Raw genomic sequence first — 26,736 nt, forward strand, 5'->3', positions numbered from 1 at the left:
CGGAACGGGGTGTGCGACCGGGCCTCTCATCCGGCTTTCACCGACGCCTCATACGGTGGACGCATGACGCAGGCGACTCCCCCCGGGTGGTACCCGGACCCCGGACAGAAGAATGACGGTCCCGCCACCGAGCGCTGGTGGGACGGCAAGGCGTGGACCGACCAGGTCCGCCCCGCGGGGCAGGCCGCCGCGTGGGCTCCTCCCGGCCGGCCTCCCGCGCAGCCGCCGGTGCAGCCGCCGGTGCAGGAAGCGACGCCCGGGCCGTATCCCGTGCACCCCGGGTATCCGGGCGTTCCGGTCCAGCCGCCGTCCGCGCGACGGCGACGGCTGCTTACCGGCATAGCCGTCGCGGTGGCCGTGGCAGTGCTGGCCGGCATCGGGGTCGGCGTGTACGCGCTGACCGACGACGGCTCGGGCGGCAGCGGCGCGGGCGGCTGGCAGCAGGACCGGCGCGGCCCCGGCGGCCGGGACGAGCCCTTCGGCGACTCGGGCGGCGGTAACGGCGGCGGTGAGGACGGCCGGTCGCCGGCGCCGGACTCCCCGGGCGAGTCGGAGCCGCCCACGGTCGACAGCGGGTCGGTGACGGACCCGGTCGGCGGGATCAGCCTGCCCATCCCGGACGGCTGGTCCGGGCAGCAGTTGCAGGTCGGTGCGTCGGTGACGTCGGACGACGGTTACCAGTGTCCCGGCGACGCCTCCGCGACCTGCACCAAGGGCGGCGCCTACTCGGCTCCGGCGGTGGTGCTGGGCACCAAGGGCGGCACCGCCGAGGCGGTCGCGAAGGCCGACATCGAGGCGAACGCAGAGGAGTCCTACGGCGGCAAGTCCTACGGCGGGATCACCTCGCACGACGAGCTGGCCTCCAAGGCGGTCACGGTCGCCGGGCGGAAGGGCTACCTGGTCCGCTGGAAGGCGGTCACCGCCAAGGGCTCCGACGGCTATGTCGAGTCGCTCGCGTTCCCCTCGCCCGCCGACCCCCGGCGCATCGTCGTCGTCCGCTTCGGCGTCGACGTCGGGGAGCAGCAGTCGGTGATCGACGAGATCACCAGGGGCATCGAGGCGGACACCTCCGGCGGCGGCAGCGGACAGGACGTCTGACCGGGGCCCGGAAGGCTGCCGAGGACCGGGCCGGAAGGCGGCCGAGGACCGGGCCGGAGGGCGGCCGAGGGCCCGGCGGAAAGGCGGCCGAGGACCCGGCGGGAGTATGGCCCGGTACGCACCGGGAACTGGCCGGGTACGGCCGGAAAATGATCGGCCGGGTGGGGCGCCCCTCCGCTCAAAGGGTGCCCCACCCGGCCGGGGGTGCGCGCCGCCCCCGTCCCCACGGTGCGGCGCGGGCAGGCCACCGTCCAGTCATCCCGTGGACGGCGACCTGGGTCTCAGGGGAGGCCGAGCGCCGGCAGCACGACGGCCTCCACGAACCGTACGAGGTACTCCGCGTCGGCCTGCTCGCCCTCGAGGACGGGCCGCATCCGCAGCATGCCGAAGAGCTGTGCGGGCACGTACTCCAGCGCCGGGTGTCCGGCGGGGACCTCTCCCCGTGCCACACCGCGCGCGAGGATCTCCCGGAGCGCGGCGATCTCCGGCTCGACGAGCGCCTCGCGCAGCGCGCCCTTGAGCTCCGGGTCCTCCATGACCGCGTGGCCGAGCGCCTGGAGCAGCCCGGTGTCCTTGCCCGCGCCCTCGCCCGCGGCCGCGGCCGCCCGGCGCAGGTCCTCGGCGAGCGACCCGGTGTCGATGTCGGTGAAGCGCACCCGCCGGCTGGAGCGCAGTGCGGCGGCCACGAACTGGGGCTTGGTCTTCCACTGCCGGTAGAGCGTGGACTTGCTGCACCGGGTGCTGGCGGCGATCCCCTCCATGGTGACGGCGTCGTAGCCGCAGGAGCGGAGCTGGTCGAGCACGGCGTCGAAGAACTCCTGCTCACGCTCGGGCGTGAGCTTGGAGCGGCGCGAGGTGCCGGCCGTCTCCGGTCGGTCCGCGTCCTGCGACGTCATCGGCCCCGCTCCTCATCGCTCGTGCTCCGGGACCCGTGCCCGGCCCCGCACTCCAGTGTGTCGTACGTCCACCGATACGCCAGTGTACCGGTACACGGTCGTATCGGTACACTGGCGTATCGGAACGAGGTCGTATCGATGAAAGCCGTCACGCGCCCCCGTGCCCGATGACCCACACGCACCACCGTCAGCGAAGGGGCCCGGGGATGAAAACCCGCAGCGAGCCCGCAGAAGCGGGGCCGGCCGCGCCCGCGCGCCCACCGCTCGTCCGTGAGCTCCTGCTCGTGGCCGGGCTCTTCCTCGTGTACGAGCTCGGCCGCCGGCTGGCGACCGGGCACACCGCCGGGGCGTTCCGCAACGCCCGCCACGTCCGGGACTGGGAGCACGTGGTCCGACTGCCCGACGAGAGCACGGTGCAGTCCCTCCTCCTGCACGGCGACACGCTGATCCACGCGGCGAACACCTACTACGCCGCCGTCCACTTCCCCGCCACGCTGGCCTTCCTGGTCTGGCTCTACCTGCGACGGCCCGCGCACTACGTGTGGGCCCGCCGGACACTGGCCGCGGTGACCGGCGCCGCGCTGGTGCTGCACCTCCTCTTTCCGCTCGCCCCGCCGCGCATGCTGCATGCCACCGGTCTGATCGACACGGCCCGGGTCTTCGGTCCCTCGGTGTACGGTCCGCCGCGCACCGGCCAGTTGTCGAACCAGTTCGCGGCGATGCCCTCGCTGCACTTCGGCTGGGCCCTGATGCTGGCGATCGGCCTGATCGTCGCGACGCGGTCGCGCCGGCGGTGGCTGTGGCTGCTGCATCCGCTGGCGACGCTGCTGGTCATCGTGGGCACCGCGAACCACTACTGGCTCGACGTGATCGTGGCCGCGGCGCTCCTCGGCCTCGCGCTCACCGTGATCCGGGTGCCGCACCGGCCGCGGTACGCCCTGCCCCATCGGCGTCCCGAGGTCCGCCGTCGCGCGGCGGCGAAGCCGCACGAGCCGGTCGGGGCGGGCCGGTGAGCGCCGCTCTCGTCGCCGTGGTGCTGTCCCTGGTCTCCGCCTGCGCCTACGCCGCCGCGGCCGTGGCCCAGGAACGGCTGGCCTCGCGCGGTCCCGGCGGCGGCGCGCCGCGGCTGCTGGCCTCCGGCGCCTGGTGGTGGACGGTCGCGCTCAACGCCTCGGCCGCGCTGCTGCACGTCGTGGCGCTCAAGTACGGTCCTCTCACCGTGGTCCAGCCGCTCGGTGCGCTCACCCTGGTCGCGGCGGTGCCCCTGGGGGCGCGGCTGGCGGGCCGGCGGGTGAGCGCGGTCGAGTGGCGGGGCACCGGACTGACGCTGTCGGGGCTGGGCGCGCTGCTGCTCGCCGCGTCGGGACCCGCACCCGACGACGCGCTGAGCGTGCCCGAGGCGCTGACGGTGTCCGGTGCGACGGCGGCGCTGATCGGCATGCTGTCGCGGCCCGGCACCCGGCCGGGACTGCGGCACGCGACGGCGTCCGGCATCGCCTCCGGCGTCGCCTCGGCGCTCACCCAGACCGTCACGGTCGCCGTCACCGACCGCTCGGGCCCGCTGCTGAGCGCCCGGGTGATCGGCGTGGCCGTGCTGGTGGCCGCCTTCGCGGCGGGCGGCCTGCTGCTGTCCCAGACGGCGTACCGGGGCGGGCTCGGAGCCCCGCTGGCGGTCGTGACGCTGGCCAATCCGCTGGCCGCCGCCGTGATCGGGCTGTCCCTGCTCGGGGAACGGCTCAGGGGCGGCGCGGGCGGCGTGCTGCTCGCGCTGACCGGTGCGGCGCTGGCCGCCTGGGGAGTGCTCCAGCTGAGCCGGGCGACCCCGCCGCGGCCCGAGCGTGCCGGTCCGGTGGCCCCCGGCTCCGAGCCGGCACCCGACCCGCGGGGATCGACGCGGACGGGGCCGGGCCCGGAGGGTCCGGGACGGGCGGGCCCCGTGCTGGTGCCCCGGCAGCCGGGGCCGGGGCACCTCACACGGCTTTAGGCCTCGCGCCTCAGTCCGTGATGATCGCCGGGTCACTGACCCCCGGCCTGCCGTTCTCCACGTGCCCGGCGAAGCGCCGCAGGAACGCCGGGTCGGTTTCGGAGGTGACCGTCAGGTCGTACCAGCGCCGGCTGTGCGCAAGGTCGACGGTGTGGTGCGCGGTGGCACCGGGGCGCACGGTGACGGTCCGGCCCCGGCCGCCGTAGGCGTCGGTGACGCGCAGCCGGGCGGTGCCGGTCCCTGCGTTGGTGAGGGTCAGCCGGAGGTCGTCGCCGCTGTGCCGTGCGGTGACCTCGGCTCCGGGGGCCCTGCCGCGGCCCCGGAAGACCCGCAGGAAGCCGCCGGGGCCGTGCACCGTCAGGTCGTAGGCGCCTTTGGAGTACGCCGAGTTCCAGGTGTCCGCGATGTTCTTGCCGGCCTCGGTGGTGTATGTCCAGGGGCCGTCGGGGCGGTTGCCGGAGGTGACGAGGAAGGCCGCGCCGGCCCGGGCCCCGGAGGCGAAGGCCAGCGTGAACTTCCCGGCCGCCGTGTCCGCGGCCCCGTCCACGTACGGGTCGTACCGCAGCGGGCGGGTGGGGCGTGCTCCGCGTTCCTGCCGGGGCATGCCGGGGTCCGCGGGCGGCGTCGGACGGTAGTCGGGGTGGCGTTCGCGGTCCGGCGGCTCGTAGACGTCCGTGTCCGGCAGGCGGGCCGGGCGGCTGTCCTTGCGGGAGAAGTCGAAGGCGGAGGTCAGGTCGCCGCAGACGGCACGCCGCCACGGCGAGATGTTCGGCTCGCGGACGCCGAAGCGGCGTTCCATGAAGCGGATGACCGAGGTGTGGTCGAAGGTCTCGGAGCAGACGAAGCCGCCCTTGCTCCAGGGCGAGACCACCAGCATGGGCACGCGCGGGCCCAGCCCGTAGAAGCCCTCGCGGTGGGTGCCGCCGCCCTCGAAGACGTCCAGGGAGACGTCGACGGTGGAGCGGCCCTGTGCGGCGGACTTCGGCGGTAGCGGGGGCACCACGTGGTCGAAGAAGCCGTCGTTCTCGTCGTACGTGATGAACAGGGCGGTCTTCGCCCACACCGCCGGGTTGGACGTGAGCGCGTCCAGGACCTGGGAGATGTACCAGGCGCCGTAGTTCGAGGGCCAGTTGGAGTGCTCGGAGAAGGCCTCCGGGGCGGCCACCCAGGAGATCTCCGGCAGCCGGCCCGCCTTGACGTCGGCGCGCAGCCGGTCGAAGTAGCCCTCGCCGCCCTTCGCGTCGGTGCCGGTGCGGGCCTTGTCGTACAGCGGGTCGCCCGGCTTCGCGTCGCGGTACCTGTTGAAGTACAGCAGGGAGTTGTCGCCGTAGTTGCCGCGGTAGGCGTCGTCGATCCAGCCCCAGTGGCCGGCCGCGTCGAGGCCGTCGCCGATGTCCTGGTAGATCTTCCAGCTGATCCCGGCCGCCTCCAGCCCCTCGGGGTACGTCGTCCAGTCGTAGCCGAGTTCGTCGTTGCCCAGGACCGGGCCGCCGCCCTGGCCGTCGTTGCCCGTGTGACCCGACCACAGGTAGTAGCGGTTGGGGTCGGTGGAGCCGATGAAGGAGCAGTGGTAGGCGTCGCAGACGGTGAAGGTGTCGGCGAGCGCGTAGTGGAAGGGGATGTCCTCGCGGGTCAGGTACGCCATGGTGGTGGTGCCCTTGGCGGGCAGCCACCGGTCGTACTTGGCGTCGTGGTAGGCGTCCTGCCCGTCGGACCAGCCGTGCGGGAGCCCTTCGAGGAACCGCATGCCGAGGTCGTCGGCCTCCGGGTGGAACGGCAGCACCTCCGTGCCGTCTCCCTTGGGCTGGTGCCACACCGGCCTGCCGCTGTCCAGGGTCACCGGGTGCGGGTCGCCGAAGCCGCGGACACCGCGCAGCCTGCCGAAGTAGTGGTCGAACGAACGGTTCTCCTGCACCAGGACGACGATGTGCTCGACGTCCTCGATCGTCCCCGAGCGGTGGTTCGCCGGGAGCGCGGCGGCACGGTCGATACTGGCGGACAGTGCGCTGAACGCCGCTGTGGCGCCCGCGAGTTGGAAGAATCTGCGCCGGTTGACTTCGGCCATGGGGATGGGGGACCTCTCGCCTTGGGGGGTTCAACCGGCCGGACGCTGCCGGATGATGACGGATCGCGCGCGAAAGGAGTGTTCCAGGAGCAGCAAACGTCAGGGAAGGGTTCGGTGGCGCTGGTGTGAAAGTCACCGGTACGCGAGGTGTGGCGGGCCCGCCGCCCGGGGACGGCCGCGGGCGGCGGGCGGAACTCAGCGGCGGCGCCCGCGCGGGCGCGGTACCTCCGGTTCCTCCAGTCGCGGCTCGTCCCCGTCCAGGACACGCTGCCAGGCCTCGCGGTACAGGTCGGCGGCGGGCCGGGGGGGTACGACGACGCCCAGCGCGGGCGCCTCGCCGTCGAGCAGGTCGCACAGCGGCGGCTTCCACCGCTCCGGCGGGAGGTGCGGACCGGCGGGCCGGGTCCACCCGCCGGGCAGGAACAGCGAGCGGCCGGCCTTGGGGCGGGTGCCCTCCGGTACGAGGTCGGTGGCCGCGAGTCCGGCGCGGGCGGCACGGAGCCGGGCGGTCCCCCCGCGCTGTCCGCCCCAGCCGGTCCAGCGCGCGGTGTCGCGGTCGGTGGGGTCAGGCATGGCGAGCAGCGCCAGGTGGAGGACGGCGGCGTCCTCACCGAGGCCGTGCCGCTCGGCCACCTCCGTGACGAGGTCGGGCACCGACCGGCCCGGACCCTGCGGCCACCACCGTCCGTCTCCGTCGCGCCCGCCCGCCACCGGGTTGCCGGGGACGGCGAGCAGCTCGGCTAAGGGCCCGTCGTGCACCAGGCTCAGCGCGGCCTCCTGGGCGTTCGGCCGCTCTCCCGCGCACAGGGCCGCCAGGCGGGGGTCGTTGCCCGTGGCGTCCAGCAGCTCCGGCCGGACGGCGGGCATCGGTTCTGACCCGGCGGTGCCGAACAGGACCGCGCCGTAGCGCTCGAAGCCGTCGCCGGTCTCGGCCGGTTCACCCGCGGCCCGCCCCGCCGACGTCGGCGAAAGACCAGGGGCACCCACCGACAGTCCCGAGCGCCGACGGGAGCGGTGCTTTTCGCGCCAGATTGAGCAGCGGCGGTTTTCGGCCGGGCCCCGGTACCGGTGGACGTCCGGTCCGGCAGGTCCGGGCCCGCGGGCGCGGCCGCCCCCGGGGGGCGGAGACCGCCTTGGCCAGGATGCCAGGGGATGGACCGAGGAGACGACCACCGCGCGCCGGATGTCACACCGGCGGAGGCCGCCCCCGGATTGGTGTGTTATCCGCCCTTCTTCACTCGGGCGCCCGCCTCCTCCCGCCCCCGGGGGAGCGCTCACGACGGCGGATTGACTCCGGTGCGGTTCGCACATGCGTACGTGTCGCGTTCCACCGGAGCGGATGGGGGCACATGGCCCGGTGGCGCGGGGGCGCGTGGAGCCGGCAGCCGGAACGAGGCTGCCGCTGACAAGGGTGGGGGAGATGGTCCGTACTCTCGTGGTGCACGATGAGAAACTGCTGCGCTCGGCGCTGGTACAGCTGCTCAGATCGGACGACACACTGGACGTCTCCTCGCTGTGCCCCGACTCCGAGGTGCCGGACCGTGACGCCTTGCCGGCTGACGTCTGTGTCGTGGACGGCGAGTGTCTGACGGGACCGGACGAGGAGCGCGGTGAGCGCCTGCGGGCCCGGTACGGAGACCGGCTCGTCGTCCTGACGACCGCCAAGCGGCCGGGGGTGCTGCGCCGGGCGTTCGACGGGGGTGCCCTCGGGCTGGTCGACAAGAACGCCCCGGCCGACCGGCTGATCACCGCGGTCCACACGGTCGCCAAGGGTGAGCGCTTCCTGGACGAATCGCTCACCGTGGCCCTGCTGAAGGGCGCGGAGATGCCGCTGACCACCCGCGAACTGGGCGTCCTGGCCCTGGCCTCCCAGGGGGCGCCGATCGCCGAGATCGCGGCGCGCCTGCACCTGTCCCGGGGAACGGTCCGCAACTACATGGCCACGGCGATCCGCAAGGTGGGCGCCCGCAACCGGGTCGACGCGATACGCATCGTCCAGAGCGCCGGCTGGACGTGACGCGCTCCCGGCCACGACCGCAGCCTCCGCGGCACCGCCGAGCGGCGGGCCGCGGTCACGGGTGTCGATGCGGTCCCGAGTGCCAGTGGCCCGTCAGGTCACGGTAGAGGGGCGAACGGTCCAGCAGTTCGTCGTGTGTGCCGCACTCCGCCCGCACACCGTCCAGCACCAGTATCCGGTCGGCACGGACCGCCGAGGACAGCCGGTGCGCCACCACCAACAGCGTTCCGGGCCGCTGCGCGAGGGCCTCCTCCGCGCGGGCCTCGGACGCCGGGTCGAGATGGCAGGTGGCCTCGTCGAGCAGCAGCAGGGGAGCGGGCGACAGATACGCGCGGGCCAGCGCGATCAACTGCCGCTCGCCCGGCGACAGTTCGGCGGGGCGCACCGGACCGTCGAGCCCGCCCAGCCGCTCGACCAGCGGCCGCAGGCCGAGGGTCCGGACGGCGGCGTCGAGTTCCCCCCGGCACGCGTCGGTGCGCAGGTACGCGAGGTTGTCGCCCACGGTGCCGGAGAACACGTAGGCCTCCTGCGGGACCAGCACCCGCAGCGCGGCGAGTTCGGCGGCGGCGCGTTGCGTCACCACGCGTCCGGACACGCGCACCTCGCCGCCGCTCGGCGCGAGCGTCCCCGCGACCAGGCGGGTGAGGGTCGACTTGCCGATGCCGCTTGGCCCGACGACGGCAAGGTGTTCGCCCGGGGCGACGCGCAGGTCGAGCGAGTCGAGAACGGGCTCGGCGCGGGCGCCGTAGGACAGGGTGACGGAGCGCAGTTCCACCGCCGGGACCGCCGTGCCGGACCCCGGGCACGCACCCTCGGCCGACGACCGGGCACCGGCGCCGGTGCCGTGGTCGTCGGCGCCCGTGCCGTGGTCGTCGGCGGCGGGGCCCGCCGCGGGAGCGGCCGCCCCCGAGGGGCGCGTGCCGCTCGGTGCCGGATCCGGTGCCTGGTGGGGCGCCGGGCCCAGCACCCGGTCGAGGACGACCAGCAGCCGGGCCCCGGCCGCGCCCAGCGCGGTCATCAGCGTGTGCAGAGCGGGCAGCAGGGACTGGACGAGGTAGGTGAACGCGCCGAGCAGCGCGCCGGCGCTCACTCCTCGTCCGCGCAGCCACGGCACCGCCATCAGCAGCGCGAGCACGGGCAGGTGGCCCGCGACGCCGAGCGCCGCCGTACGCACCGCCGCCCATCCAGCCAGGGTCCGGGCCTGCGCGGCGGCATCGGCGACCAGGTCAGCGCCACGCCGCTCCGTCTTCGGCCCGGTCCCGCAGGCGGTGAGGTCCCGCAACGCCGCACGGGACCGCGCCGCGTGGTCGCCCAGTGCCTCGTCGGCCGCCAGAGCCCTGCGCTGGGCCGCCGCCATGGGACGCAGCGTGAACAGGAACAGCGCGAGGCCGCCCGCCAGCGGTGGCAGGACCACCACGAGCAGGGCCGGGTCGAGGGACAGCAGGCCGAGCAGTGCGCCGGCGGCGGTGAAGACGAAGGAACGCAGGGTGAGGACGAGACCGGCGAAGCTGTCCCGGGCGATCTCGACCTGGTTCGTCAGCCGGGAGACGGCCGCCCGGTCCGTCCCGCCGGGCCCGCCCAGGGCCGCCCGGGCCATGGAACGGTCGACCGCGCGCCGTACCAGACCGTCGCGCAGCGGCTCCGTCAGTCCGGCGAGCTGTACGAACACCCCCCGGACGACCGGGGCGCCGGAGAGTACGGCGGCCAGGGCGAGGGCGAGCCACAGCAGTCCCCGGCGCGGGTCACCGGCGAGAAAGCCCTCGTCGACGGAGCGGGCGACCCCGTAGCCCACCAGGAACGCCTGCCCCGACTCGGCCAGCGACCAGAGCGCGAGCCGCGCCAGCACGCCTTTGCGGCGGGCGAGGAAGCGGCGGGCCGGCGGCGCGAGGCGGCGCAGCGCACCGGCCCCGTCGTCCCGGGACCCGTCGTCCCGGAGCCCGTCGTCCCGGAGCCCGTCGTCCCGGGACCCGTCGTCCCGGAGCCCGTCGTCCCGGGGCCCGTCGTCGTCCGGGGTCCGCGCGGGGCGGTGGGCGGCGGATGTCACGGCCGCACCTCTTGGGGCTCGTGGCGGCGTGCGGGCCCGTCGCCGTGCGCCGCGGTCCCGGTGGCACCGACACCGAAGACCGCCCGGTAGCCCGCCGTGTTCCACAGTTCGCGGTGCGTCCCGACGGCGCGCACTTCCCCGTCCTCCAGCCAGAGCACCAGATCCGCCCGGTCCGCGACCGAGGGGCGGTGCGCGACCACGAGTCTGGTCCCGGGGCGCACCGAGCGGCGCAGCGCCTGGTTCACCTCGTGCTCCGTGGCGGTGTCCAGACTGGAGGTCGCGTCGTCCATGACCAGCAACCGTCCGGCGTGCGCGAACGCCCGCGCCAGTCCGAGGCGCTGGTGCTCCCCGCCCGAGAGCGGCGCCATCGTCAGCGGCGTGTCGTAACCGTGCGGCAACCGGCGTACGAAGCCGTCGGCACCGGCCGCGCGGGCCGCCCGGAGTACCTGCCCGGGGGACGGCTGCCGCGCCCCGGTGGCGACCGCCTCGGCGACCGTGCCCTCACCCAGTGCCGGGCGTTCGAAGGCGTAGGCCACCTCGGTACGCAGCGCCTCGCGCGTCAGCCGGTCGAGCCGGACGCCGTCCAGCAGTACGTGTCCCTCGTCCGGGTCGAGCAGCCGTCCCGCCACGGCCGCCAGGACGGACTTGCCCGCTCCGCTGCGGCCGACCACCGCGACCGTGCTGCCGCCCGGCACTCGTACGCGGTCGGCGCGCAGCACCTGCCTGCCGTCGCGCACCACGCGCACCCCGCGCAGTTCGAGCTCCCCCGGGCCGTCCGGAGGCAGCCGCCGTGTTCCGTACGCCAACGCGGGCATCCGTTCCAGCTCCAGGGTGCGGTGCCGTGCCTCGCGGGCGCGTACGAGTGCGCCGAGCAGTGACGCGGCACCGCCGACGCCGGCGGTGAGCTGCGCGTACCGGCCGGCGGCGAGCAGGTCCCCCACGCTCAGCTCGCCGGCCGCCAGACGCAGTCCGCCGACGGCGGTGGCGACCAGCGTCAGCAGCGGTACCAGGACCGCGCTTCTGCCGAGCGCCCGCCCGTGCAGCGCCCACATGTGCCGGCCCTGGGCGGCCAGTTCCGCCAACGGTGCCAGCACGCGGGCGCGCTCCCGGTCGCCGGTCCCCGCGGCGCCGATGGTGGCCGTCCCCTCCAGGGCTTCCAGCAGCCGCGACGCGATCAGGGACTGGGTGCCCTGGTAGGCGGCGACCGAGGCGCCCGTGTCGCGGGCGAAGGCCCGCAGTACCAGCGCCAGGGCGGGCAGACCGGTCAGCACGCAGGCCGCCACCCACACGTCGACGAGGGCCAGCGCCACGAGGGCGCCCAGCGGGGTGATCAGTGAGGCCCCGAGCGCCGCCCGGGCCGCCGGGGCGCCGCCCGCGTCCGTGGCATTGAGGGTGAGGCGGGTACCGACGTCTCCCGGCGGGTGGGGCCGCGCGCGGTCGGGTACGGCGCGCAGCAGTCCGCGCAGGGCACGGGAGCGTACGGACGCCGTCCAGGTGGCGTTGCAGCGGCCCGTGAACAGTGAGGTCAGGCTGTCCAGCAGCAGTTCGCCCAGGAGCAGTCCGGCACTCAGCGGGAGCCAGCCGCCCGCGTCGCCGTCACGCAGCAGCAGGTCCAGTGTGCGGCCGAGGACGAAGGGCTGGGCCACCGCGGCGACGGCCGCCGCGACCGAGCACAGCAGCACCAGCGCCTCCAGCGCGCGCCCGGGCTCCCGGGTGTCGGTCCCGTCCCGCCTCCCGGACGCCTGCCGCGCCCGGGGCCTGCTCGTTCGCACCAGCGAAACCTCCGTCCGTCCCCCGGGGGAAACCGGTCGCGGACCCGGCGGCCCGCCCGGCCGTGGTGACGGCGCGGACAGGCCTCGGCGCCCCGGGGCGAAGCCCGGGGCGCCAGTGCCCGGCGACATGGCTCACCACGTCGCCGCGACCGTCAGCTACGGCGTCAGTTGCAGGTCGTGACGCTCAGGCTGCTGTCGCCGCACAGCAGGAGGCTCGCGCGGCTACCGGTCTCGACGTCCCCCATGGCCTCTTCCTTGGGGGTCTCCATCGACTGCAGGTCGAAAAGGTTCATGACGTCTTCCTTTCGTAGGGCAACAGGTGTGCCTTTTTTCACGACCCCGGGTGGGGCCGAGTCGGTGGGCCGCCGTTTGAACGCGGCGGCGGCAGGAACGGCAGCCCGGCGGGCGTGTCGCCGAGGACGGAGGCGACCGCCAGGAGGCATCCGGCCGTTCCGGTGGAGAGGTCCATGGACAGGCGCATCATCTGCTCACCGGGGAAGGCGAGCCGGTCGCGGTAGGACATGGCGTGCCAGGACAGCGCGTCGAGCTGGCGCCTGACGGCCTGCGGGCCCGTACCGGGCGCCGGGGCCGTGGTGCGGCCGAGGTACAGCACCATTCCGGCCACGCCCCGGTAGAGACCCGGCTGGGCGTAGAACATCGCCTGGGCCGCGGCCACGATCTCGTTCCTGGCCCCCGCGAACTCCTCGTCCTCCCGGTGCGCCAGGTAGTCGTCCAGCACCATGCCGATGCCCACGCTGCCGGCGCCCAGGTAGGGCATGGTGCGCCACCCCTCGTCGACCTGCAGCGCGCCGCCCGCGCCACGGACGCAGCGGGCGAGGTCCTGGCGCAGCGCGTCGCGGGCGAGGTCGAGGAGGGCGGCGTCCCCGGTGCGTTCGTAGCGCCGCAGGAAGAGCAGCGCGCGTCCCGCGGCACCGTGCAGCAGTCCCCCGCGGGCTCGGCCGGGCCTCTCCCGTCCGGCCGGCGGGCCGTCGGCAGCCAGCTCGACGCAGCGCACGGCCGCCGCGTGCAGCGCGGCCTCTTGGGTGGTGGCGGCCAGCGAGTCCAGGGCCAGTCCCAGCCCGGCGGTGCCGCTGTGCAGGTCCGGGCCCAGCTGGTCGAAGGGCTGGTCGAGAAGCAGTTCGGTGAGGTCGAGAGCGCGGTCGCGGTGGCCGAGCCGGTCGAGGGTCCAGGCGATTCCGGCGAGCCCGTCGTGGAAACCGAGCGGCATGCCCGAGGGCGGTTGCTTGGTCCGCTCCAGCAGCCACTGCTCGCCGTCCTCGTCCCGTCCCGCTCCGCTCTCGGCCAGGGCGTACAGCACTCCGGCGGCGCCGTGGGCGAAGGCCAGCCCGCCGCCGGCCGTGGCGAACTGCGCGATGTCACCGGGAAAGAGGCGGTCGGTGCGGGACGGTGTCGCGGAGGCGCGGACGGCCTCGGCCATGGAGTCCCGGCTGTGCGGCCAGTCGTCCGGTCGCACCGGCGCCACCGGCCCGGCAGGCCGTGGCGCCGCGGGGGCGCCGTCGACGCGCGTGATCTCGTCGACCGCGGCGTCCAGGAAGGCCCGGTCCACCGGGAAGTGATCCGCCACCACGTCGGCGAGGTGTGCCGCCTTGCGCCGGTCGACGGCCAGCAGACTGGTGAGCGGGAGGAAGAGCGCGAGCCGCAGACACGCCAGCGCGTACCGGTCCACCGCCACGCCCCGCCGGTCGGAAGGTGCCACGAAGCCGGGGTTCGCCACGGTCTGGCGGCCCGGTTCGTCGACGCGGTGGGCGGCCTCGAAGTCCAGGAGGGCGACGCTGTCGTCGTCGCGGATCATGATGTTGAACAGGTGCAGGTCGTTGAAGACCACTCCGCGGGCGTGGACGTCCTCGACGGCGCGTTCCACCCGCGCGTGGACGTCGAGGGCCCAGGCGGTGTACTCGGCCAGTCTTCGCTCTCCCGGGTCGGCCTCGATGAGCGGATGACGCCGGGCGAAGAACGTGTTGAGCGGCTTGCCGTCGATGTACTCCAGGACGAGGAAGTGGTGTTCCCCGAGGGTGAGGTGGTCGAGCGCCTCGGGCGTGCAGTCGAGGCCCGACAGCTGCTCCAGCGCCCGGCGTTCGCGGTGCAGCCTGGTCACGGCGTCGGCGCCGTCGGCGGCCAGCCCGGCGTGCGGACGGGCCTCCTTGAGGACGACCCGCTCGCCGGTACGGCTGTCACGGGCGAGGTAGACGCCACCGCCGTTGGAGAAGTGCAGCGCCGACTCGATGGTGTAGGGCAGGCCCGTCACGGTCACCGCGGAGCGGGCGTCGAGGTGCGGGCGCAGGAAGGCGGGCGGGCTCACCCAGTCGGGCACGCGGAAGACCGGGCCGCGCAGGTCGGGCACGAGCACGCCGTCGGGGCCGGTCACGGCCGGCCGCAGTTCCCCGTCCGCGTCGTAGCAGTTGCGGCGGGTGAAGCCGCCGTACCGCACGTGCACGGGGCCGTCGCCGATTCTCAGGTCGCTCAGGATGTGCGGTCCGGGCTCGCCGGCCAGCAGGCCGGACAACTCCCCCGCGAGCCGTTCGAACTCCGCCTCGTCCGCCGGGTACACGGTGATGAACTTGCCGCTGCCCGCCCGGTCCGCGTACTTGGCGTTGCGCTGGTGCAGCAGGTACCGGCTGGGCACGAACTTGAAGGCCGTACCGCCGGCGACGCAGTGCCGCCATACGCGGTCGAGCACGGACTCCGCGTTGTCGAGGCAGGCGGAGACGTGGATCTTCCATCCCTGAGCGGGCAGGTCGGCGTCGACCGGGCGCAGGGCGAGCCAGTCCCCGCTCTCGTTGCGCTGCCATCCCTGCGGCAGGGGTGCGGACGCCGCGGCGTACCGGGAGCGCCCGGCCCCGGCCCGGGAAGCCGTGCGGTGCGGAGCGTCGTAGAAGGACGGGTCCGCGTCGCAGTACACGGCATAACCCTTGTTCACGCCTTCTCCCTCCCACCGGTCGCTGACGGAGACGACGCTGTCACGGGGCGTACCGCCTCGAACAGTTGCCTCTGTCATCACTCCGATGTGCGGAACGCACGGGTAACTTCGCGGGGCGGGGCCGCCGGGGCGGGGCGATCTTGCCGGGCGGAGGTCTGCTTGCCTGGCCCGGACGGCTTGCCGGTGGTGCGACCACGCGGCGTCGAGGACGAGGGCCGCGCACGAGGACACGACCTCCGGAGGAGCGGCTCATGACCCTGCACGAGGCCGAACGCGTCGTCGAACGGCGGGAGTCGGCGGCCGACGACGTGCTTCTCCTCGCCCTGCGCCATCCGCTGGGTGGACCGACCACTGCCCGCCTGGAGGCCCGGCGCCCACGCGATGTCGTCCTCGGCCGGGCACGGAGCGCCGGTACTCACTGTGCGGTGACGCGGCCGGCCGGGCGGTGCGGCGGATCGCGGTGCTGCGCGAAGCCGACGGAAGGGGCGTTTCCGTCCGAGTCCACGGGGAGTCGCGCACCGGCGACAAGGTCCGGGTGCGCGGCCCGCGCGACAACTTCCGGCTGACAGCGGCGAGGCCGTCTACCCGGGCGAACGGGTGGTCGTCCTGTCCGCCTCCCCCACCGTCGTGCGGGAGCAGCTCGACGTCGGCCTGCCGGCCGGGCGGGACCGGGTGCACACACGCGTGGCCCCGCGCTTCGCCGAGCTGCGCACCCCTGTGTACGAGCAGGTCCCGGCGGCGGGACGCGGAGCCCGTCCGCTGCTCAGGCCGGACGCCCCGCCCTCTCGCCGCCCCCGGCCGCCCACAGCCCGCGTACGTGCCCCAGGTGCCGTGCCATCACCGCGCGCACGGCCTCCTCGTCGCGGGTCAGCAGCGCGTCGAGGATCTCCAGGTGCTCCTCCGCCGAGGCCTGGAGCCGCCCCTGCTCGACGAGCGCCTTCAGCCCGTACAGCCGGGAGCGCCGGCGCAGGTCGCGTACGACCTCCACCAGGTGGCCGTTGCCCGCGAGTCGCAGCAGTCCCAGGTGGAAACGCAGGTCGGCCTCGACGTACGCGATGAGGTCGCCGGCCGCGGCGGAGGTGACGATCTCCTCGGCGACGGGGCGCAGCGCCTCCAGGGCGACGGGGTCGGCGGTGGTGGCGAGTGAGGCGGTGGTGGGGATCTCGATGAGCGACCGGATCCGGGTGTACTCGTCGAGCTGCCGTTCGGAGACGGCGGTGACCCGGAAGCCCTTGTTGGGCACGGTGTCGACCAGCCCCTCCTTGGCCAGGTCGAGCATGGCCTCGCGGACCGGGGTGGCGGAGACACCGAAGCGGGCGGCGAGACCGGGGGCCGAGTAGACCTCGCCGGGACGCAGTTCGCCCGCGATCAGGGCGGCGCGCAGTGCCTCGGCGACCCGCTCGCGGTGGCTGGGCTTCCGGCTGCCGAGGACGGGCAGGACGGGACCGGTGGCGTTGACGTTCACAGGACGAACCCCGCGGGGAAGGGGTCCTCGGGGTCCAGCAGGTACTGGGCGGTGCCGGTGATCCAGGCGCGGCCGGTGATGCTGGGCAGGACGGCGGGCCGGCCGCCGACCTCGGTGGTGCCGAGCAGCCGGCCCGTGAACCGGGTGCCGATGAAGGACTCGTTCACGAACTCGGTGTGCAGCGGGAGTTCGCCCCGGGCGTGCAGCTGGGCCATGCGGGCGCTGGTGCCGGTGCCGCAGGGCGAGCGGTCGAACCAGCCGGGGTGGATCACCATGGCGTGCCGGGAGTGGCGGGCGGTGGAGTCGGGTGCGGTCACCTGGACATGGTGGCAGCCGTGGATGGACGGGTCCTCGGGGTGGACCGGCTCCTCCTCGTCGTTGACGGCCGCCATCAGGGACAGTCCGGCCGCGAGGATGTCGTCCTTGCGGGACCGGTCGAAGGGCAGCCCGAGCCGCTCCAGGGGCAGGACGGCGTAGAAGTTGCCGCCGTAGGCGAGGTCGTACGTCACCGTCCGGCCGCCGGGCAGGGTGACCTCGCGGTCGAGGCCGACGGCGAAGGAGGGCACGTTGCGCAGGGTCACCGTCCGGGCGGCGCCGTTCTCCACCGCCACTTCGGCGACGACGACCCCGGCGGGGGTGTCGAGGCGGATGGTGGTGACCGGTTCGGTCACCTCGACCATGCCGGTCTCCACGAGGACGGTGGCCACGCCGATCGTGCCGTGGCCGCACACGGGCAGGTAGCCGGAGACCTCGATGTAGACGACACCCCAGTCGCAGTCGGGCCGGGTGGGCGGCTGGAGGATCGCCCCGCTCATGGCGGCGTGGCCGCGCGGCTCGTTCATGAGCAACCGCTTGACGTCGTCGCGGTGTTCGCGGAAGTACAGCCGCCGTTCGTTCATGGTGGTGCCGGGGATGGTACCGATGCCGCCGGTGATCACGCGGGTGGGCATGCCCTCGGTGTGCGAGTCGACGGCGTGCAGGACGAGCTTGCTGCGCATGCCGGTCCCCCTACGCCAGTCCGGCCGCGAAGGCCTTCTCGGTGGCGGCGCGGACGGCGGCCTCCTGGGCGGGCAGCAGCGGCACGCGGGGCGGGCGGCAGGACCCGCCGGGCCGGCCGGCGAGGTCCATGGACAGCTTGATGGCCTGCACGAACTCGACCTTGGAGTCCCAGCGCAGCAGCGGGTGCAGCTGCCGGTACAGCGGCTCGGCCGTGGCCAGGTCACCGGCGGCGGCCGCGCGGTACAGCGCGACGCAGGCGGCGGGCAGCGCGTTGGGGTATCCGGCGACCCAGCCCTTGGCGCCCGCGAGCGCCAGCTCCAGCAGGACGTCGTCGGCACCGACGAGGAGGTCGAGTCCGGGGGCGAGTTCGGCGATGCGGTAGGCGCGGCGGACGTCGCCGGAGAACTCCTTCACGCCCTGGACGTGGCCCTCGCCGTGCAGCCGGGCGAGCAGTTCGGGCACCAGGTCGACCTTGGTGTCGACGGGGTTGTTGTACGCGACGACCGGAAGACCCGCCCGGGCGACCTCGGCGTAGTGGGCGAGGACGGAACGCTCGTCGGCGCGGTAGGCGTTGGGCGGCAGCAGCATCACCGCCCCGCAGCCCGCCTCGCCCGCCTGCTCGGCCCAGCGGCGCGCCTCGGCGGACCCGTAGGCGGCGACGCCTGGCATGACGCGCCGCCCGCCGACGGCGGCCACGGCGGTCTCGACGACGCGGGTGCGTTCCCCGGGGGTGAGTACCTGGTACTCGCCGAGGGAGCCGTTGGGGACGACTCCGTCGCAGCCGTTCGCCACCAGCCAGGCGCAGTGCTCGGCGTAGGCGTCGTAGTCGACGGAGAGGTCGTCGCGCAGCGGAAGGGCGGTGGCGACGAGGACGCCGCGCCAGGGACGGTGGTCGGTCATGAGGGTCCTTCCTCGGAGTGGTCGAGCGGGGACTGGGCCAGGACGCCGAGCGGTACCGGGCGGGCGAGGGGCCGACGGGACGGAGCGGGCGCGCATCCGGCGAGGCCGGCGACGGCGGCGGCGCACATCCGGCCCTGGCACCAGCCCATCCCGGCCCGGGTCAGCAGTTTCACGGTGCGGACGTCGCCCGCGCCGAGTCCGTCGACGGCCTCGCGGACCGTCCCGGCGGTGACCTCCTCGCAGCGGCAGACGACGGTGTCGTCACCGACCAGGTCGCTCCAGTGGGCGGGCGGCGCGAAGGCGGAGGCGAGGGCCCCGGCGGTCGTCCGCAGCGTCCTGCGGGTCCGCGCGGCCGGTGCCCAGCTCTCCGGGTCGGGCTCGGTGCCCCGCAGCCGGGCCGCGATCGAGTGTCCGGCGAGGTGCCCCTCGGCGAGCGCGAGGGCGGCGCCGCCGATGCCGGTGGCCTCCCCGGCCGCCCAGACCCCGGGGACGCTGGTGCGCTGCTCGGCGTCGACGGCCACCGTCGGCCCGGCCGGGCGGCAGCCGAGGCCGTCGGCGAGGTCGGTGTGCGGGAGCATGCCGTGGCCGACGGCCAGGGTGTCACAGGGCAGGTACCGGCCGGTGCCGCGCCGGACGCGCCCGTCGACGTCGAGGGCGGCGACGGTGACGCCGGTGAGGCGGTCGTCGCCATGGGCGCGGACGACGGTGTGCCGGGTGAGGGGGCGCACACGGTGCCGCAGGAGCCGGGCGGCGTGGCCGGCGCCCTCGGGGAGCTTGCCCGCCAGGGCGCGGGCGTGGCGGGCGACCTGCTTCGGGTCGGCCGACTCCACGAGCGCGGCCACCCGGGTCCCGGCGGCCGCCAGCCCGGTCGCCACGGGCAGCAGCAGTGGGCCGGTCCCGGCGACGACCGCGGTCCGGCCGGGCACCACGAGGCCGCCCTTGAGCATGGCCTGGGCGCCTCCGGCGGTGACGACGCCGGGCAGGGTCCAGCCGGGGAAGGGCAGGACGTGCTCGTAGCCGCCGGTGGCGAGCAGCACGGCGCGGGCGTGCACGGTGGCCTGTCGGTCCTGCGCCGGTCCGAGCAGGGCGTGCACGGTGAAGCCGTCGTCGAGCGCCTCGACGAACCACACGTGATGGCCTGTCAGGACGCGCACGCGGCCGGCGGCGAGCCCGTCCCTCAGTCGCTTCCAGGTGCGCCACCGGTGGTGCAGGGCCTGTGGTCGCCGGGCGTTCAGCTCGGCGGCGGGCTGCCGGTAGAACTGTCCGCCGGGCCGGTCCGCCGCGTCCACGAGCGTGACCCGCACCCCGCGGGCGGCCGCCGCCAGCGCCGCCGCGAGTCCGGCCGGACCCGCCCCGACGACCGCCAGATCAGTCCTCATGGCCGGTCCCCTCCTGGGTGCGGATCACGTCGCCGGGCCGGACGGCGACCAGGCAGGCGCGCTGGTTGGGGTGGTCGTTGACGGTGACCAGGCAGTCGAAGCAGACGCCGATCCCGCAGAACACGCCGCGTGGGCGGCCGCTCCCCCGGGTGCTGCGCCAGGAGGTGATGCCGGCCGCCCACAGCGCGGCGGCGGCCGTCCGGCCGGGCAGCGTCTCGACGGCCCGGCCGTCGACGGTGACCGTGAAGGCCGGCGCGGGCCTCGCGCGTACCAGTCGCAGCGGGTTCACCGGTCCTCCTCGATGAAGCGGTCGGGGCGGAAGGGGGCGGGGTCGAGGTCGGGCCGCTCGCCGGCCAGCAGCCGGGCGATCAGATGTCCGGTGCCGGTGGACAGGCCGATGCCGGCCCCCTCGTGCCCACAGGCGTGGAAGAGTCCGGGCGCCCTGGGGTCGGGGCCGATGGCGGGCAGGTGGTCGGGCAGATACGGCCGGAAGCCGGCGTAGGCGCGCAGGGCCCGCACCCGCGTGAGGAAGGGGAACAGCCGGGTCGCTCCCGCCGCCAGTGCGCGCAGCGCCGGCAGCGACACCGTGCGGTCGAAGCCGACCCGCTCCCGGCTGGCGCCGATGAGGACCGGTCCGGCGGCGGTCCCCTCCACGACAGGGGAGGTCTGCAAAGCCGCCGAGTCGCTGGCGACGTCGGCGACGTAGTCGGCGGCGTACACCTTGTGCCGTACCCGGGGCGGCAGTGGTTCGGTGACGAGGACGTAGCCGCGCCGGGGCAGCACCGGGAGCCGTACGCCGGCCAGGGCGGCCAGTTCGCCGCCCCACGGGCCTGCGGCGTTGACGACCGCGGGCGCGTGCACGTCGCCCCGGTCCGTGCGCACTCCGCGCACGGCGCCGCCGGGGTCGCGCAGCACGCCGGTCACCGTGCGGCCGGTGCACAGGCGGGCGCCGGACGCGCGCAGCAGGTGGGCGGCGGCCAGCGCGGGCATGACCTGGGCGTCCTGCGGGTAGAGCACGGCGCCCGCGAGGCCGGGCGCGAGATGGGGCTCGAGTTCGTGGAGCCGGTCCGCCGGGACGGCCTCCGCCACCACTCCGGCGGTCCGCTGACCGGCGGCGAGGGTCTCCAGACCGGCCAGTGCCCCGGCGGTCCCGGCGACGACGACCCCGCCCTTGGGTTCGTACTCGACGGCGCGTCCGAGTTCCCCGGCGAGCGAGGTCCACAGGCGGGCGGACAGCAGTGCGAGGTCCAGCTCGGGGCCGGGTGACTTGTCGGAGACCAGGAGGTTGCCCTCCCCCGCTCCGGTGGTGCCGCCGGCCACATGGCCGCGGTCCACCACGATGACGTCGAACCCTTCGCGGGCGGCGTACAGCGCACAGGCCGCGCCCACCATTCCGGCACCCACCACTACGACTTCGCAGGTCAGCGACTCGGTCACGGCAGTACTATGTCACACACCACTGCAAAGGGGAATGCCCCGCGAGCGTGCGGACAAGGTGGCTCGCGCGGGGGGCCGGTCACTCGGGGGCGGGGACCACTCTCAGGTGGGCGGGGGTGCGGCGGGAGCGCGGCGACCGCGGCGCGGTGCGGGGCGGCTCCCGCAGGACCAGCGTCAACCGGGTGTAGCCCAGCTCCTCCAGCGCCCTGGGCGTCTCGACCACGACCCGGCACTCGGTGGTGCCCCGGCGCGGGTCGGGGTGGTGCAGCGGCCGCACGGCACCGTCGTGTTCGACGGCCCGCGCGCCGACGGCGCGGACCCAGTGCGGCAGTCCCTGGCGGTAGGCGGCTTCCATGATCGGGTCCTGGGCGATGTCCCGGCGGACGGCCTGCAGGCCGGGGTCGTGCCCGTACCGCTCCAGGGTGGCGGCGAAGTGCGCCAGCATGGGCAGGCACCAGCTCGACTCGTGCTCGCCGAGGACCGCGGAGGCGTCCGGGTGGAAGAGGACGAACCTGAGGAAGTTGTCGTCCGGCATGGCCGTCGGATGCGGTCCGGCACCCTGGAAGAGTGTCCGGAAGGCGCCGTTGGCCAGCACCACGTCCCAGCGGTGGTCGACGACGAGAGAGGGGAAGGGGACGGCCTCCAGGAGTGCGGTGTAGTCCTGGAGATAGGCCTGGGCCTCGGGCGTCGCGGGGGCGGGCCGCGGCACCGGCCGCTGCCCTCCTGCCTGAAATGCCATCGGGAGGTCACCCCTCTTGCCTATGCGGCCTTCTCGCGGCGTCCCGCATCCTGGCGCCCCGACGCGAGGCGTGTCAACTATCGTGGCATTTCGTGCCTGTTGACGGCTGAAATAGGCCACAGTTGTGGCGATACCTGGATGTGAGTTCGAGCGGCAGGCTACTCTCCGGGAGTTCACGGCAACCGCTTGTGAGAAGCCTGTGAGGCCTGTGAGAGACGTAGGGGAGCGGTCGGTGACGGGTGGCTTCGAAGGTCCGGGTGCCATGCCGACCACCACGCTGGCCGCCGTCGTCGCCCGGGTCACCGCACTCGCCGACCGGCTCGGCGTGCCGCACACCGAGGTCTTCGACGTCGGCCGGCTGTCCGCCGCCTCCGGTGTCCCCGAACGCGTCGTCGGCGCCCTGCTCGGCGGCGGGCAGGCGGGTGAACCCGATGTCCAGACCAGGTTCGTGCAGCGCCTGGACCTGCTGCGCCGCACCCGGCTGAAACCGAACGGCCGCAGGTACACCCAGCAGGAGATAGCCGACGGCGCCGGTATGTCCCGGCAGCAGGCGGGCGCGCTCATCAACGGCGACCGGCGCCCCACCATGGAGCACTGCGACGCCATTCAGCGCTTCTTCCGCGTGCACGCCGGATTCCTCACCGCGGAGGACCCCGAGGCACTCTCAAGCACCCTCCAGCGCACCGAGCAGGAACTGCTCCAGCAGCTCGCCGACCGGGAGCGGGAGGCGGATGCGGCCGCCGACGACCCGCTGGAGCGACTGCTGCAGGACCACGGAGTGCGCGGCATCGCCTGGCGGGCCGCGCAACTGCCCACCGACCAGCACCGCGACAAGGTCGCCGAGTGGCTGGACATGCTCCTGGAGAGCGTCAGGCGGCCGGAGTCGTGAGCGTGTCGTGAGCCTGGGGAGAGACGTGGCCATCGCCAAGGAGATGCGCCGCCTGTGCGGCGAGCTGGTCGGGGAACTGACGCTCCCCGCACCGGCGCGGCCCGCCGAGCTGTACGGGGCGCTGTGCGAGACGATGAGCCGGCGGCGCGGCCGTCCGGTGCTGTTCCGCATGGCCGCCTTCCCGCCCGGGACGGCCAGCGGGCTGTGGCTCGACATGACCGACCGGGACCTGGTCGTCGTCGAGGAACGCACCGCCCCCGGCCATCAGTTGGTGATCCTGGGTCACGAGCTGTGGCACATGCAGGCCGGACACGGCGGACATGACGTCGAGGGAACCACGGTCGCGGCCCGGCTGCCGGCCGGAGCCGGCACGGATCGGGACGAGGAGGCGCTGCGCGCCACCGTGCGCGCGGTGGCCGCGCGTTCCCGCTTCGATCTCGCGGACGAGCGGGAGGCGGAGGCCTTCGGACTGCTGCTGGCGAGCAAGTGCCGTACCTGGCTGGGGGGTTCCTCACTGCGCGGGCCGGTGCAGCGGGACCACCTGGCGGGACGGATCGAGGCGTCGCTGGGCTACCTGGGCTGACGGCCCGAACGGACCGGTCGGAACACGGGCCGGGGCACGGCGGGCCGGGACTGTCAGTGGTGGACGGCAAGCTGGGAGGGTGCCGCCGCCGTGCGGGGGCGCGTGACCGCTGACGTCGTTGTGGGGAGAGCCGACCGATGACCACCGCCGTACTGACCGACCACGAGCGCACCGCCGTTCAGGCCTACCTGCGGCTCCTGCACACCGTGCGGGCCGGTTTCGACACCGGGCCGGGTCCGGGCGGCCTTCCCCGGCCGCCGGTCGTCCCGCCCTCCGTGCTGGCCGAGGCGGAGCGGGCCCTGGAGGCCGCGGGACTGACCGGGAACGAGGAGGCGTTCTTCCGGCTGCTGCGGAGCTGGTCTCCGCGCCCGTGACGCCGGGCCGGGTGCCGCTTCGCCGTCCGCCCCGGGGGTCCCGCTGACGCCGGGCCGGGATGCCGCTTCACCGTCCGCCCCAGGGGTCCCGCTCGGCCGTTCACCCTCGCGGGACCGTGACCGCCGTGGCGACCAGGCCGTCCCGGGCGGTCCAGCGACCGTCGAAGTGGGTCAGACGTCGGCCGTCCACGGTCGGTCCCGGCACCAGGAGCGCGGCGTGCAGGGTACCGCGGCGCGGGTCGGCCGGGTCCACGGAGATCACGATGTCCGCCTCCGAGAAGTCGAGCCACAGCCCGGTGAGCGGGAACCATGCCTTGTAGACGGACTCCTTGGCACTGAACAGCAGCCGGTCCCAGTGGATGCCGGGACGCGTCTCGTCCAGTCGCCGCAGCCGCGCCGCCTCGACGGGCAGCGAGACACCGCGCAGCACGCCGTCCGGGAGCGGCCCGTCGGGTTCGGCGTCGATGCCGAGTGAGGCCAGGTCCGTGAGGCGGACCAGGGCGGCGGCGCAGTAGCCGTCGCAGTGGGTCATGCTGCCCGCCAGGCCGGCCGGCCAGCGCGGAGCCCCGCGTTCACCCGTCAGCACGGGCCGCGCGGGTACGCCGAGCTTCTCCATGGCCCGGCGGGCACAGGACCGTACGACGGTGAACTCCCGGCGCCGCTTGGCGACCGCCCGCGCGACGATCTCCTCCTCCTCCGGGTAGAGGGGCAGGTGCCCGGCGTCGCCGTGGCCGTGTGCCTCCACGCTGACGACGGTGTCGGGCAGCAGTTCCTCGATCAACGGGTCACCTCCCGGCGCGAGGGCGAAGGCAGGATGCGGCGCAGCCGTCCGGGCGGCCCCGGCCGCTTGCGCCACTCGCGCGGGTAGCCCACCGACACCTCCTCGAAGCGGACCCCCTCGTGCCAGGTCGTACGCGGGATGTGCAGATGGCCGTAGACCATGGTGTCGACCCGGAATCTGCGATGCCAGTCGGCGGTCAGCGCGGTACCGCACCACATGGCGAACTCGGGGTACCACAGGACGTCGGTGGGGTGCCGGTCCAGCGGGTAGTGATTGACGAGGATCGTCGGCAGGTCCGCGGGGAGCGCGGCGAGTCTGCGCCCGGTCTCGGCGACGCGCGCCCGGCACCAGGCCTCGCGGCTCGGGTGCGGGTCGGGGTGCAGCAGGAACTCGTCGTTGCACACGACGCCGGTGCCGTGGGCGTACTCCAGTCCCTCGTCCTTGGTCGCGCATCCCGCGGGCAGGAACGAGTAGTCGTAGAGCAGGAAGAGCGGTGCGACGACCGCCGGGCCGCCCTCGCCCTCCCAGACCGGGTAGGGGTCCTCGGGCGTGGTCACGCCCAGCTCGCGGCACATCCCGACGAGGTACTCGTAGCGGGCGACGCCGCGCAGGGCGACCTGGTCCCTGGGGTGCGTCCACAGCTCGTGGTTGCCGGGGACCCAGACGACCCGGCGGAAGCGGTCCGCGAGGATGCCGAGCGCCCAGCGGATGTCGGCGACGGTCTCCGCCACGTCGCCCGCCACCAGAAGCCAGTCGTCGCCCGACTCGGGGTGGGTCCGCTCCACCAGGGCCCGGTTCTCCCCGTAACCGACGTGCAGATCGCTGATGGCCCACAGCTGTCCCGGAACACCGGCCGCCGACGTCATCTCCCACCCCTTCCGGACGCGCGCTCGGCGCCACGAGATCACACCCCCGACCCGGTCACAAGAGCGGCCCGGCCCCGCCGCGACGGGGCGCGGGGACCGGCGCGGGGTCGGCTCGGCGCGTCCGTGTGACGCTCGTTGCGCTCCGGGGCGCGCGTACCCCTATGATCGCCCCAACACCACCACCACGACTCTGCTCTCACGCAGAGCGGCTCGGTGTCCCTTCACACCCCCTGGCCGGGCACGGCCCGCTTCGGCCTGCCCGCGAACCCCGGAAGGCGGCTTGCATGGTTTCTCCCGTACGCGTCTGGCTCAACCGCACGTACGCGGAGAACGTCTTCTTCATGGATCAGCTTCGGAGAAATCCCGCCGACCGGTCCGTCGAGATCCATGCCACGCACGGCGACCCGGACTCCCCCGTGCTGGCCGCCGCGGACACCGCCGACCTGGAGCCGGAGGGCCTGTCCCCGGCGGGTTACGTCGAGTACGCGCTGGACCATTGCGCGCGGCGCGCCATCGACGTGTTCGTGCCCCGGCTGCACCAGTCGGCGATCGTGGCCCACCGCGCCGAGTTCGAGGCGGCCGGTACGGCACTGCTCGCGCCGCCGCCCGAGGCGGTGGCCCTCTTCCACGACAAGGTGATCGCCTACGAGGCGGTCCGGGCGATCGGCGTGCCGGTGCCGCCGTGGTGGCGGGTCCGCACGGCCGACGAACTCGTCCTCGCGGTGGAGGAACTGGAGGAGAACGGCCACCGGGCGTGCTTCAAACCGGCGTCCGGCGCGGGTGGCGTGGGCTTCCGGATGGTCACCCGGGACCCCTTCTCGATCGCTCACCTGGACGGCTTCCCGAGCCCGTCCGTGCCGCTGCCCCTGGTCGTCGAGGCGCTGCGGACGGCCGAGGAGCCGGTGGACTGGCTGGTGATGCCGCGCCTCGAACAGCCGGAGGTGTCGGTGGACTGCCTCACCGGGCCCGACAACCGGGTCCGGCTCGCCGTGGGCCGCACCAAGAACGGCCGCCGCCGGGGGTTCACCCTCCACGAGCAGTGGCTGACGCCGGCACGTCGGATCGCCGAGGCGTTCGGGCTGCACCATCTGTCCAACGTGCAGTTCCGGATGTACGGAGACCGGCCCGTCCTGATGGACGTCAACACCCGCCCGGCCGGCGGACTGCACCAGCTGGCGCTGTGCGGGATCAACGTGCCGTGGGCGGCGGTCCGGCTGGCCCTCGGTGACGACCCGGGCGAGCTGGAGCCGCCCTTCCTCGGCCAGGACTACACGGTGGTGTCCGGACCGCGTCCCCTGCGCCCGGTGTCCCTGCCCCACCAGCGTCCCGACCTCGCCACCGTCCCGCTGCCCCCTTCGGCGACGGCGGCGGGGGCGGGCCCCGGGGCGGGCGCCCCCCCCCCCCCCCCGCGGGGGGGGGGCCCCCCCGGGGCCCCCCCGGGCGGGGCGCCCGCGGTGGGCACGGCGCCCCCGCCCCCCCGGTGACCCCCGATACCCCCGCCCCGGGGGCC

24 protein-coding genes and 2 pseudogenes are annotated in these 26,736 nt (G+C 74.7%); 10 read left to right on the plus strand and 16 right to left on the minus strand.

Going from position 1 to position 26,736, the window contains the following annotated elements:
• Positions 1–63 precede the first annotated feature (63 nt).
• Positions 64–1,098 (plus strand): DUF2510 domain-containing protein, encoded by a 1,035-nt coding sequence (locus ACGFYH_RS26815; protein WP_393805728.1) that lies wholly within the window; start codon positions 64–66, stop codon positions 1,096–1,098.
• Positions 1,099–1,379: 281 nt separating this feature from the next.
• Here ACGFYH_RS26815 and ACGFYH_RS26820 read toward each other — a convergent pair whose 3' ends face one another.
• Positions 1,380–1,994 (minus strand): TetR/AcrR family transcriptional regulator C-terminal ligand-binding domain-containing protein, encoded by a 615-nt coding sequence (locus tag ACGFYH_RS26820; protein WP_393805729.1) that lies wholly within the window; start codon positions 1,992–1,994, stop codon positions 1,380–1,382.
• 206 nt (positions 1,995–2,200) lie between these two features.
• Between ACGFYH_RS26820 and ACGFYH_RS26825 the strand changes: the two genes are divergently transcribed.
• Together ACGFYH_RS26825 and ACGFYH_RS26830 are read left to right on the plus strand one after the other, a co-directional pair.
• Positions 2,201–3,007, plus strand: a complete 807-nt coding sequence (locus ACGFYH_RS26825; protein ID WP_393805730.1) for a phosphatase PAP2 family protein — start codon at positions 2,201–2,203, stop codon at positions 3,005–3,007.
• The gene (locus ACGFYH_RS26830; protein ID WP_393805731.1) at positions 3,004–3,978 is read left to right on the plus strand and encodes a hypothetical protein; all 975 of its coding nucleotides are present in this window, start codon (positions 3,004–3,006) and stop codon (positions 3,976–3,978) included. The genes ACGFYH_RS26825 and ACGFYH_RS26830 overlap by 4 nt, the downstream gene beginning before the upstream one ends.
• A 10-nt stretch (positions 3,979–3,988) precedes the next feature.
• Here the strand turns inward: ACGFYH_RS26830 and ACGFYH_RS26835 are convergent, their stop codons facing one another.
• On the minus strand, positions 3,989–6,043 hold the full coding sequence (locus ACGFYH_RS26835) for a phosphocholine-specific phospholipase C (RefSeq protein WP_393805732.1): 2,055 nt from the start codon (positions 6,041–6,043) through the stop codon (positions 3,989–3,991).
• A gap of 195 nt (positions 6,044–6,238) precedes the next feature.
• The gene (locus ACGFYH_RS26840; RefSeq protein ID WP_393805733.1) at positions 6,239–7,030 is read right to left on the minus strand and encodes a hypothetical protein; all 792 of its coding nucleotides are present in this window, start codon (positions 7,028–7,030) and stop codon (positions 6,239–6,241) included.
• A gap of 424 nt (positions 7,031–7,454) precedes the next feature.
• Here ACGFYH_RS26840 and ACGFYH_RS26845 point away from each other — a divergent pair, with 424 nt between their 5' ends.
• A complete protein-coding gene (locus ACGFYH_RS26845) occupies positions 7,455–8,060 on the plus strand; it encodes a LuxR C-terminal-related transcriptional regulator (protein ID WP_393805734.1) in 606 nt (201 codons plus the stop codon).
• Between the two features lie 55 nt (positions 8,061–8,115).
• Here ACGFYH_RS26845 and ACGFYH_RS26850 read toward each other — a convergent pair whose 3' ends face one another.
• From ACGFYH_RS26850 to lanKC, 4 genes are all read right to left on the minus strand, one after another.
• On the minus strand, positions 8,116–9,957 hold the full coding sequence (locus ACGFYH_RS26850) for an ATP-binding cassette domain-containing protein (RefSeq protein WP_393805752.1): 1,842 nt from the start codon (positions 9,955–9,957) through the stop codon (positions 8,116–8,118).
• A 143-nt stretch (positions 9,958–10,100) separates the two neighbouring features.
• Positions 10,101–11,876, minus strand: coding sequence for an ATP-binding cassette domain-containing protein (locus ACGFYH_RS26855; RefSeq protein WP_393805735.1), 1,776 nt, complete (start codon positions 11,874–11,876; stop codon positions 10,101–10,103).
• 164 nt (positions 11,877–12,040) lie between these two features.
• A complete protein-coding gene (locus tag ACGFYH_RS26860; RefSeq protein WP_006130296.1) occupies positions 12,041–12,169 on the minus strand; it encodes a SapB/AmfS family lanthipeptide in 129 nt (42 codons plus the stop codon).
• A gap of 38 nt (positions 12,170–12,207) precedes the next feature.
• Positions 12,208–14,814 (minus strand): class III lanthionine synthetase LanKC, encoded by a 2,607-nt coding sequence (lanKC, locus tag ACGFYH_RS26865; RefSeq protein ID WP_393805736.1) that lies wholly within the window; start codon positions 14,812–14,814, stop codon positions 12,208–12,210.
• Between the two features lie 251 nt (positions 14,815–15,065).
• Here lanKC and ACGFYH_RS26870 point away from each other — a divergent pair.
• Positions 15,066–15,388: pseudogene (locus tag ACGFYH_RS26870) on the plus strand (oxidoreductase); the annotation flags it as partial.
• Positions 15,379–15,597, plus strand: a pseudogene (locus ACGFYH_RS26875) (ABC transporter ATP-binding protein); the annotation flags it as partial. The pseudogenes ACGFYH_RS26870 and ACGFYH_RS26875, both read left to right, overlap by 10 nt.
• On the opposite strand, the gene ACGFYH_RS26880 reads toward ACGFYH_RS26875, so the two are convergent.
• The 7 genes from ACGFYH_RS26880 to ACGFYH_RS26910 all read right to left on the minus strand — a co-directional run bounded on the left by ACGFYH_RS26880 (position 15,578) and on the right by ACGFYH_RS26910 (position 21,733).
• The gene (locus tag ACGFYH_RS26880) at positions 15,578–16,279 is read right to left on the minus strand and encodes a GntR family transcriptional regulator (RefSeq protein ID WP_393805737.1); all 702 of its coding nucleotides are present in this window, start codon (positions 16,277–16,279) and stop codon (positions 15,578–15,580) included. The pseudogene ACGFYH_RS26875 and the gene ACGFYH_RS26880 sit on opposite strands and share 20 nt — an antisense overlap.
• Positions 16,276–17,277 carry a proline racemase family protein gene (locus tag ACGFYH_RS26885; protein ID WP_393805738.1) on the minus strand — a complete coding sequence of 334 codons (1,002 nt, stop codon included), beginning with the start codon at positions 17,275–17,277 and terminating at the stop codon, positions 16,276–16,278. The genes ACGFYH_RS26880 and ACGFYH_RS26885 overlap by 4 nt, the downstream gene beginning before the upstream one ends.
• 10 nt (positions 17,278–17,287) lie before the next feature.
• Positions 17,288–18,178 carry a dihydrodipicolinate synthase family protein gene (locus ACGFYH_RS26890; RefSeq protein ID WP_393805739.1) on the minus strand — a complete coding sequence of 297 codons (891 nt, stop codon included), beginning with the start codon at positions 18,176–18,178 and terminating at the stop codon, positions 17,288–17,290.
• Entirely contained in the window at positions 18,175–19,557 is a 1,383-nt protein-coding gene (locus tag ACGFYH_RS26895; RefSeq protein WP_393805740.1) for an FAD-dependent oxidoreductase, read from the minus strand. The genes ACGFYH_RS26890 and ACGFYH_RS26895 overlap by 4 nt, the downstream gene beginning before the upstream one ends.
• The gene (locus tag ACGFYH_RS26900) at positions 19,547–19,846 is read right to left on the minus strand and encodes a (2Fe-2S)-binding protein (protein WP_393805741.1); all 300 of its coding nucleotides are present in this window, start codon (positions 19,844–19,846) and stop codon (positions 19,547–19,549) included. The genes ACGFYH_RS26895 and ACGFYH_RS26900 overlap by 11 nt, the downstream gene beginning before the upstream one ends.
• The gene (locus ACGFYH_RS26905) at positions 19,843–20,994 is read right to left on the minus strand and encodes an NAD(P)/FAD-dependent oxidoreductase (RefSeq protein ID WP_393805742.1); all 1,152 of its coding nucleotides are present in this window, start codon (positions 20,992–20,994) and stop codon (positions 19,843–19,845) included. Before ACGFYH_RS26905 ends, ACGFYH_RS26900 begins: the two co-directional genes overlap by 4 nt.
• A gap of 79 nt (positions 20,995–21,073) precedes the next feature.
• Positions 21,074–21,733: a hypothetical protein gene (locus ACGFYH_RS26910; RefSeq protein WP_393805743.1), complete on the minus strand. Its 660-nt coding sequence runs from the start codon at positions 21,731–21,733 to the stop codon at positions 21,074–21,076.
• A 232-nt stretch (positions 21,734–21,965) separates the two neighbouring features.
• On the opposite strand from ACGFYH_RS26910, the gene ACGFYH_RS26915 reads away from it, so the two are divergent.
• The 3 genes from ACGFYH_RS26915 (at position 21,966) to ACGFYH_RS26925 (ending at position 23,579) form a co-directional block, all read left to right on the plus strand.
• Positions 21,966–22,622, plus strand: a complete 657-nt coding sequence (locus tag ACGFYH_RS26915) for a helix-turn-helix domain-containing protein (protein ID WP_393805744.1) — start codon at positions 21,966–21,968, stop codon at positions 22,620–22,622.
• 43 nt (positions 22,623–22,665) lie between these two features.
• On the plus strand, positions 22,666–23,205 hold the full coding sequence (locus ACGFYH_RS26920; RefSeq protein ID WP_393805753.1) for a toxin-antitoxin system, toxin component: 540 nt from the start codon (positions 22,666–22,668) through the stop codon (positions 23,203–23,205).
• A 137-nt stretch (positions 23,206–23,342) separates the two neighbouring features.
• Positions 23,343–23,579, plus strand: coding sequence for a hypothetical protein (locus ACGFYH_RS26925; RefSeq protein ID WP_393805745.1), 237 nt, complete (start codon positions 23,343–23,345; stop codon positions 23,577–23,579).
• Positions 23,580–23,679: 100 nt separating this feature from the next.
• Here the strand turns inward: ACGFYH_RS26925 and ACGFYH_RS26930 are convergent, their stop codons facing one another.
• Positions 23,680–24,360 (minus strand): 4'-phosphopantetheinyl transferase, encoded by a 681-nt coding sequence (locus ACGFYH_RS26930; protein WP_393805746.1) that lies wholly within the window; start codon positions 24,358–24,360, stop codon positions 23,680–23,682.
• A complete protein-coding gene (locus ACGFYH_RS26935; RefSeq protein WP_393805747.1) occupies positions 24,357–25,226 on the minus strand; it encodes a metallophosphoesterase family protein in 870 nt (289 codons plus the stop codon). Before ACGFYH_RS26935 ends, ACGFYH_RS26930 begins: the two co-directional genes overlap by 4 nt.
• Before the next feature lie 284 nt (positions 25,227–25,510).
• On the opposite strand from ACGFYH_RS26935, the gene ACGFYH_RS26940 reads away from it, so the two are divergent.
• Positions 25,511–26,710: an ATP-grasp domain-containing protein gene (locus ACGFYH_RS26940; RefSeq protein WP_393805748.1), complete on the plus strand. Its 1,200-nt coding sequence runs from the start codon at positions 25,511–25,513 to the stop codon at positions 26,708–26,710.
• Positions 26,711–26,736: the final 26 nt, after the last annotated feature.

Origin of the sequence: Streptomyces sp. NPDC048392 (assembly GCF_043200575.1) — a bacterium.
In the GTDB taxonomy this organism is placed as follows: domain Bacteria; phylum Actinomycetota; class Actinomycetes; order Streptomycetales; family Streptomycetaceae; genus Streptomyces.

Excerpts from the sequence above, each read along its gene's own strand:
- ACGFYH_RS26815 (WP_393805728.1), top strand. The coding sequence starts at position 64 with ATGACGCAGGCGACTCCCCCCGGGTGGTACCCGGACCCCGGACAGAAG.
- ACGFYH_RS26820 (WP_393805729.1), bottom strand. The coding sequence starts at position 1,994 with ATGACGTCGCAGGACGCGGACCGACCGGAGACGGCCGGCACCTCGCGC.
- ACGFYH_RS26825 (WP_393805730.1), top strand. The coding sequence starts at position 2,201 with ATGAAAACCCGCAGCGAGCCCGCAGAAGCGGGGCCGGCCGCGCCCGCG.
- ACGFYH_RS26835 (WP_393805732.1), bottom strand. The coding sequence starts at position 6,043 with ATGGCCGAAGTCAACCGGCGCAGATTCTTCCAACTCGCGGGCGCCACA.
- ACGFYH_RS26860 (WP_006130296.1), bottom strand. The coding sequence starts at position 12,169 with ATGAACCTTTTCGACCTGCAGTCGATGGAGACCCCCAAGGAAGAGGCC.
- ACGFYH_RS26885 (WP_393805738.1), bottom strand. The coding sequence starts at position 17,277 with ATGCGCAGCAAGCTCGTCCTGCACGCCGTCGACTCGCACACCGAGGGC.
- ACGFYH_RS26890 (WP_393805739.1), bottom strand. The coding sequence starts at position 18,178 with ATGACCGACCACCGTCCCTGGCGCGGCGTCCTCGTCGCCACCGCCCTT.
- ACGFYH_RS26895 (WP_393805740.1), bottom strand. The coding sequence starts at position 19,557 with ATGAGGACTGATCTGGCGGTCGTCGGGGCGGGTCCGGCCGGACTCGCG.
- ACGFYH_RS26910 (WP_393805743.1), bottom strand. The coding sequence starts at position 21,733 with ATGGCATTTCAGGCAGGAGGGCAGCGGCCGGTGCCGCGGCCCGCCCCC.
- ACGFYH_RS26920 (WP_393805753.1), top strand. The coding sequence starts at position 22,666 with ATGCGCCGCCTGTGCGGCGAGCTGGTCGGGGAACTGACGCTCCCCGCA.
- ACGFYH_RS26925 (WP_393805745.1), top strand. The coding sequence starts at position 23,343 with ATGACCACCGCCGTACTGACCGACCACGAGCGCACCGCCGTTCAGGCC.
- ACGFYH_RS26935 (WP_393805747.1), bottom strand. The coding sequence starts at position 25,226 with ATGACGTCGGCGGCCGGTGTTCCGGGACAGCTGTGGGCCATCAGCGAT.
- ACGFYH_RS26940 (WP_393805748.1), top strand. The coding sequence starts at position 25,511 with ATGGTTTCTCCCGTACGCGTCTGGCTCAACCGCACGTACGCGGAGAAC.